The organism is Mesorhizobium sp. M1A.F.Ca.IN.020.06.1.1, assembly GCF_004023265.1.
In the GTDB taxonomy this organism is placed as follows: Bacteria; Pseudomonadota; Alphaproteobacteria; order Rhizobiales; family Rhizobiaceae; genus Mesorhizobium.
This window is the reverse complement of the sequence record NZ_RZSR01000379.1, coordinates 1-5246: the sequence shown is the minus strand read 5'-3', so window position 1 is coordinate 5246 and position 5246 is coordinate 1. Positions and strand designations below refer to the sequence as shown.

At 62.8% G+C, this 5246-nt stretch carries 5 protein-coding genes and 1 pseudogene; 2 read left to right on the top strand and 4 right to left on the bottom strand.

The window, feature by feature from the left end:
* A partial coding sequence (locus EOA60_RS17470) for a GcrA family cell cycle regulator (protein WP_281060750.1) occupies nt 1-321 on the top strand: 321 nt, incomplete at its 5' end.
* A gap of 102 nt (nt 322-423) precedes the next feature.
* Here EOA60_RS17470 and EOA60_RS17465 read toward each other — a convergent pair.
* The 3 genes and pseudogenes from EOA60_RS17465 to EOA60_RS17455 form a co-directional block, all read right to left on the bottom strand.
* Nucleotides 424-1432: pseudogene (locus EOA60_RS17465) on the bottom strand (magnesium and cobalt transport protein CorA).
* Nucleotides 1433-1553: 121 nt separating this feature from the next.
* Entirely contained in the window at nt 1554-2279 is a 726-nt protein-coding gene (gene phoU, locus EOA60_RS17460; RefSeq protein WP_067322722.1) for a phosphate signaling complex protein PhoU, read from the bottom strand.
* Nucleotides 2280-2387: 108 nt separating this feature from the next.
* Nucleotides 2388-3653: an ATP-binding protein gene (locus EOA60_RS17455; RefSeq protein ID WP_095826062.1), complete on the bottom strand. Its 1266-nt coding sequence runs from the start codon at nt 3651-3653 to the stop codon at nt 2388-2390.
* A 184-nt stretch (nt 3654-3837) separates the two neighbouring features.
* On the opposite strand from EOA60_RS17455, the gene ppk2 reads away from it, so the two are divergent.
* A complete protein-coding gene (ppk2, locus tag EOA60_RS17450; RefSeq protein WP_127335168.1) occupies nt 3838-4743 on the top strand; it encodes a polyphosphate kinase 2 in 906 nt (301 codons plus the stop codon).
* An 86-nt stretch (nt 4744-4829) separates the two neighbouring features.
* Here ppk2 and EOA60_RS17445 read toward each other — a convergent pair.
* Nucleotides 4830-5246 (bottom strand): enoyl-CoA hydratase-related protein (locus tag EOA60_RS17445; RefSeq protein ID WP_245502574.1); only part of this gene is annotated, 417 nt, incomplete at its 5' end.

Below are 5246 nucleotides of genomic sequence, written 5' to 3'. Positions count from 1 at the left end.
ATGCAGAAGTCCGTGGCTCGTGCCGCCAGCGCAGCCCGTCATGTGACGGCCTCCATCGGCGCGACCGCTCTGCAGGTGCAGTTCGAGGCGGAGCCGGTGGCGCGCCACTATATCCGCCCGGTCGAGAACGTTGTCGTGCCAATCTCGCGCAACCTGCAGCTCGTCGAGCTGACCGAGCGCACCTGCAAATGGCCCAACGGCGATCCGCTGTCGGAAGACTTTAGCTTCTGCGGCAACGACGCTGGCGAAACCGGGCCGTACTGCAAATACCATGCAAGGGTGGCGTTCCAGCCGGCGGCGGAAAGGCGCAGAAGCCGCTAAGCGAATAGCGAATAGCGAATAGCGAATAGCGAACGAAATAGGAATAACATCGATATTCGAGTCCGGCACAAGCTTCTTTATCGCTATTCGCTGTTCGCTATTTCACAGCCATCCATTCTTCCTGAACCGCCAATACAGAAACGCGCAGATCAGCGCGATGGCGGCCAGGACTGTCGGGTAGCCGTATTCCATCTTCAGTTCAGGCATGTCGTCGAAATTCATGCCGTAAATGCCGCGAAGGCCGTGGGCACCGCCAGGATGGCCGCCCATGAGGCCAGCTTCTTGGAGATCGCCGTTTCCTGGCTCTGTCCGACCAGAAGGCTTGCCTCGAAGGCGAAGGCGAGCACCTCGCGCAGGCTGTCGATCTTTTCCTGCACGGTGCGGATGTGGTCCGTCACGTCGCGGAACAGCGGATGCATGGCGGCATGGATCTGCGGCAGCTCGGCGCTGGTCAGCCGCCGGCAGACCTCGACCAGCGGCAGCGCCGCGTTGCGCAGCCTGAGCAGATCGCGGCGCAGCATGTAGAGCCGCTCGATGTCGCCACCGCTCATCGGCTTCAGCAGCACCTTGTCCTCGATCTGCTCGACCTCGTCCTCGATCTGCTCGAGCACAGGCATGTAGTTGTCGACGATGAAGTCGAGAATTGCATAGAGGACGAATCCTCGCCCTTGGCGAGCGAGGACGGGCAGCTTTCCCAGTGCTGGCGCACCGCGGCGTAAGAGGTCGACGGGCCGTGCCTGACGCTGACGATATAGCCGGTGCCGACGAAGAGATGCGTCTCGCCGAAGGTGACGCGGCCATCGATCAGTTGCGCTGTGCGGGCGACGATGAACAAGGCATCGCCATACTGTTCGATTTTCGGCCGCTGATGCGGGTGTTCTGCGTCTTCGATCGCCAGATCATGCAGATGGAACTGCGCCTGCACCCTAAGCAGCAGGTTGCGGTCCGGCTCGAGCAGGCCGATCCAGACGACATGGCCGGGCTTTGCCGCCCATATGCCGGCCTCTTCGATCGTAATGTCGGCGACGCGCTTGCCGGCGGAATAGACGCTGCACGCAACAATGCCGGATGTCGGCTGCGGGGCCGCGGTCAGGTTTCGAACTTGCTCCATCGCAAAACCTCCGAGACGGCGACTGACAAAACTGCTGCACCTGGAATAGCTTAGCCTAAATTGGAAAGCCGTTCGAGTGGCCGCCCCTTCACTTGGCCGATCTTGGGTCGCCGATACCGCGTCACCCGGCCGATACTGGGCCAGGCAACACCACCTGGTCGGTCTTGTCGCCCTTCGGCCGCTCGGCCGGCATCTGGTCGCCGGTGACGATGTAATAGATGGTTTCGGCGATGTTGGTGGCGTGGTCGCCGATCCGCTCGATGTTCTTGGCGCAGAACAGCAAGTGGGTGCAGGGGGTGATGTTGCGCGGATCTTCCATCATATAGGTCAGAAGTTCACGGAACAGCGAAGTGTACATGGCGTCGATCTGGTCGTCGCGGTCGCGCACGAAGCCGATCTTCTCGACCGAGCGCGAGGCATAGACGTCGAGCACTTCCTTAAGCTGCGTCAACGCCAGATCGGCTAGCGCCTTGAGGCCGCGGAAGAGGCTGCTCGGCTGGCGGCCGTCAATGACCGCCGCGACGCGCTTGGCGACGTTCTTGCCGAGATCGCCGACGCGCTCGATGTCGGCCGAGATGCGGATGGCGCCGACGATCTCGCGCAGGTCCGTCGCCATCGGCTGGCGCCTGGCGATGATGACGATCGCCTTGTCGTCGATCTCGCGCTGTCCCTCGTCGAGAACGAGATCGTCCTGGATGACTTTCTGTGCCAAACCCGGATCGGCGTTCACGAGGGCCGCGATAGCCTGCTCGACCATGCGCTCGGCATGCCCGCCCATGGCGGCGATGCGCTTCGACAGGAATTTCAGTTCTTCGTCATAGGCACTGACAATGTGGACGGACTGCATCGATATGCCTTCTCGGTTCCTGCCGGCTGGTGCGTTCCCTCAACCTGCCGCTGATACGCGAGCCGGATGACAGAAAAAAGAAAATGCCGGTTGCCAACCAATATAGGATCATTGAGCCGGCAAATGAACCGTGAACGCCGCGCCCTTGCCGACTTCCGACTTGATCGACAGCCTTGCGTTATGACGTGTCAATATATGCTTGACGATCGAAAGGCCAAGGCCGGTGCCTTTCTGAGTCCGGCTGTTTTCCACGTCGACGCGGTAGAAGCGCTCCGTGATGCGGGGGATGTGTTCCTCGGCAATGCCTGGACCATAGTCCCTTATGGTCACGTCGATGCCTGGGTCGTGGCCGTCCTCGGCGTGTGCTATCGACACGGTGACGCGTCCGCCCGACTGGCCGTATTTGCAGGCATTCTCCAGCAGGTTCTCGAAAACCTGGAAGAGCTCGTCGCGGTCGCCCGGCACGGAAATCGGCCCATCGATGAAGTCCCGCTCGATGGCGATGCCGTTCTCGTTGGCCAGCGGCGCGAGCGAGTCGATGACGCTGTCGATGGTCTGTCGAAGGTCGACTTCGGTCCCCGGCCGCAGATAGGGCTTCATCTCCAGCCGCGACAGCGACAACAGGTCGTCGATCAGGCGCGCCATGCGGCCCGTCTGGTTCTGCATGATCTGCAGGAACTGGTCGCGCGCCGCCGCGTCGTTGCGGGCAGGCCCGCGCAACGTCTCGATGAAGCCGGCGATCGAGGCGAGCGGGGTGCGCAGCTCATGGCTGGCATTGGCGATGAAGTCGGCGCGCATGCGCTCGATGCGGCGCGCCTCGCTCTGATCCTTGAACACCAGCACGTAAAGATCGGTGCCATGGCCGACCGAGGACGCGCTCACCCGGTATGTGCGCTCGACCGGCAGCTTTTCCGTGTAGTCGACGACATCGGACGCCATAGTTCCCGAGACGATCCCGTCAAGCAAAGCCTGCATTTCCGGCGCGCGGAATTTGAGCGACAGCGACATGCCGGGGGCCAGCCCACCGAAGGCGGCAAAGGCGGCCGCGTTGGCGTGGACGATAGTGGCGGTCCGGTCGAAGATGATCAGCGGATCGGCAACGGCGGCGGCCAGATATTCGCCGGACAGCCGCTGCAGCCCGCCGACTTCGACGGCGGCAGTCCCGCCGGCTGACTGGCGCTCGGCGGCGGTCGGCAGCATTGCGGCCGCGACCAGCAACGCGAGGGCCAGCAGAGGCACAAAGATCGAAAGGCCGCCGAAACCATAGACGCCGAGGACCGCGACCAGGGCCGCGGCCAGCAACCAGCGGCTGCGCCGCAGCTGGGCTATGGCTGCCCGCGTTGCGCCTTTCTGGTCTGCGCCCTTATCGACCATGCGCTGCCTCGTATCCCCGTCGGTGAAAGGTCAGCCGACTGGACCTGCGCATGACCCCCAAAAATCGGAATCGATTTTCTGGAGTGTTCATGCGCAAAATCAAAGTGCTACCGCGCGTCCAGACGGACGCAACGCCTCAGAGGCTCCCATAGCACGAGTCCGCAAGCTGGAAAGGTTCGCCCCGATGAAAAAAGCCGAGGGAAATGCCGACGCGGCGCCTGCCGCAGGACCGATCAAGATGAGGATAGGGGGTAAGGAACGCGAGTTCGACATCGACAACCCGGTGCTGCCGGACTGGATCGAGGACAACAAGCTGACCGCCGGCGGCTATCCCTACGACAAGAAGATGAAGGGTGAAGAGTACGACGAGGAACTCGAGCGGCTGCAGATCGAGCTGGTCAAGGCGCAGGCCTGGCTGCAGGCGACCGGCAAACGGGTGTTGGCGCTGTTCGAGGGGCGCGACGCGGCTGGCAAGGGCGGCACGATCTTCGTCCTGCGGCAGTACATGAACCCGCGCACGGCACGCAACGTGGCGCTGACCAAGCCGACGCCGACGGAGCATGGCCAATGGTACTATCAGCGCTATGTCGACCATTTCCCGACCTCCGGCGAGTTCGTCACCTTCGACCGCTCCTGGTATAACCGCGCCGGCGTCGAGCCGGTCATGGGATTCTGCACCCCGGAGCAGCACGAGACATTCCTCGACGAGACGCCGCATTTCGAGCGGATGATCTGCAACGAGGGTATCCACTTCTTCAAATTCTGGCTGAACATCGGTCGCGAGACGCAGCTTGAACGGTTCCATGATCGCCGCTGGTCGCCATTGAAGAACTGGAAATTCTCGCCGATCGACGTCGCCGGCATCAGCAAATGGGACGATTACACCAAGGCGCGCGACCTGATGTTCGAGCGCACTCACAAGGAGTTCGCGCCCTGGATCATCGTGCGCGCCAACGACAAGCGCCGTGCGCGGCTTGCGGTGATCCAGCGTATCCTTCTGTCCTTGCCTTATGACGGCCGCGACCTCGACGCCGTCGGCAAGCCCGACAAGAAGATCATCGGGGAAGGCCGGTCGTTCCTGGAGAAATAGCTTGCACCGTGCCCGCGGCCGGCGGCCAACACTACAGCGCCGCGCACCTTCGCGGGTACGCGGCGCTGAGACTTTCCACCAAGGTGTCACGCCGCGAGGCGGGCGATCCGCTGCAAACGCTTCAGCGTGGCGTCGTCCTGCAGCGCTTGCTGGAACAGCGATATCTCATGGTCGATGCGGTCGCACAGAACGTCCGTATCCCCCTTGAGCAGGCCGCGGGTCTGCAACAGCGCGGCAACCGGCTTCTTGGCGAGCTGCCTTGCCCGCGCCAAGGCTATTTCCTCGGCGCTGCCTTCCACGATCTCACCGACAAGGCCAAGCGCCTTGGCGTCGTCGACGCCCAGCGTGTCGCCCAGGCAGAAGAAGCGGAAGGCGCCGGCATAGCCGAGCTTCTGGGGCGCCAGGATGCTGGTCGCCGCGTCCGGCACCAGGCCGAAATCGACGAACGGCACCCTGAACGTGCTGCCCCTGGAGGCGATCACCATGTCGCAGTGGAACAGGAT

Bases quoted from the DNA above. Each gene is read 5' to 3' on its own strand.
- phoU (WP_067322722.1), bottom strand. From the start codon at position 2,279: ATGCAGTCCGTCCACATTGTCAGTGCCTATGACGAAGAACTGAAATTC.
- EOA60_RS17455 (WP_095826062.1), bottom strand. From the start codon at position 3,653: ATGGTCGATAAGGGCGCAGACCAGAAAGGCGCAACGCGGGCAGCCATA.
- ppk2 (WP_127335168.1), top strand. From the start codon at position 3,838: ATGAAAAAAGCCGAGGGAAATGCCGACGCGGCGCCTGCCGCAGGACCG.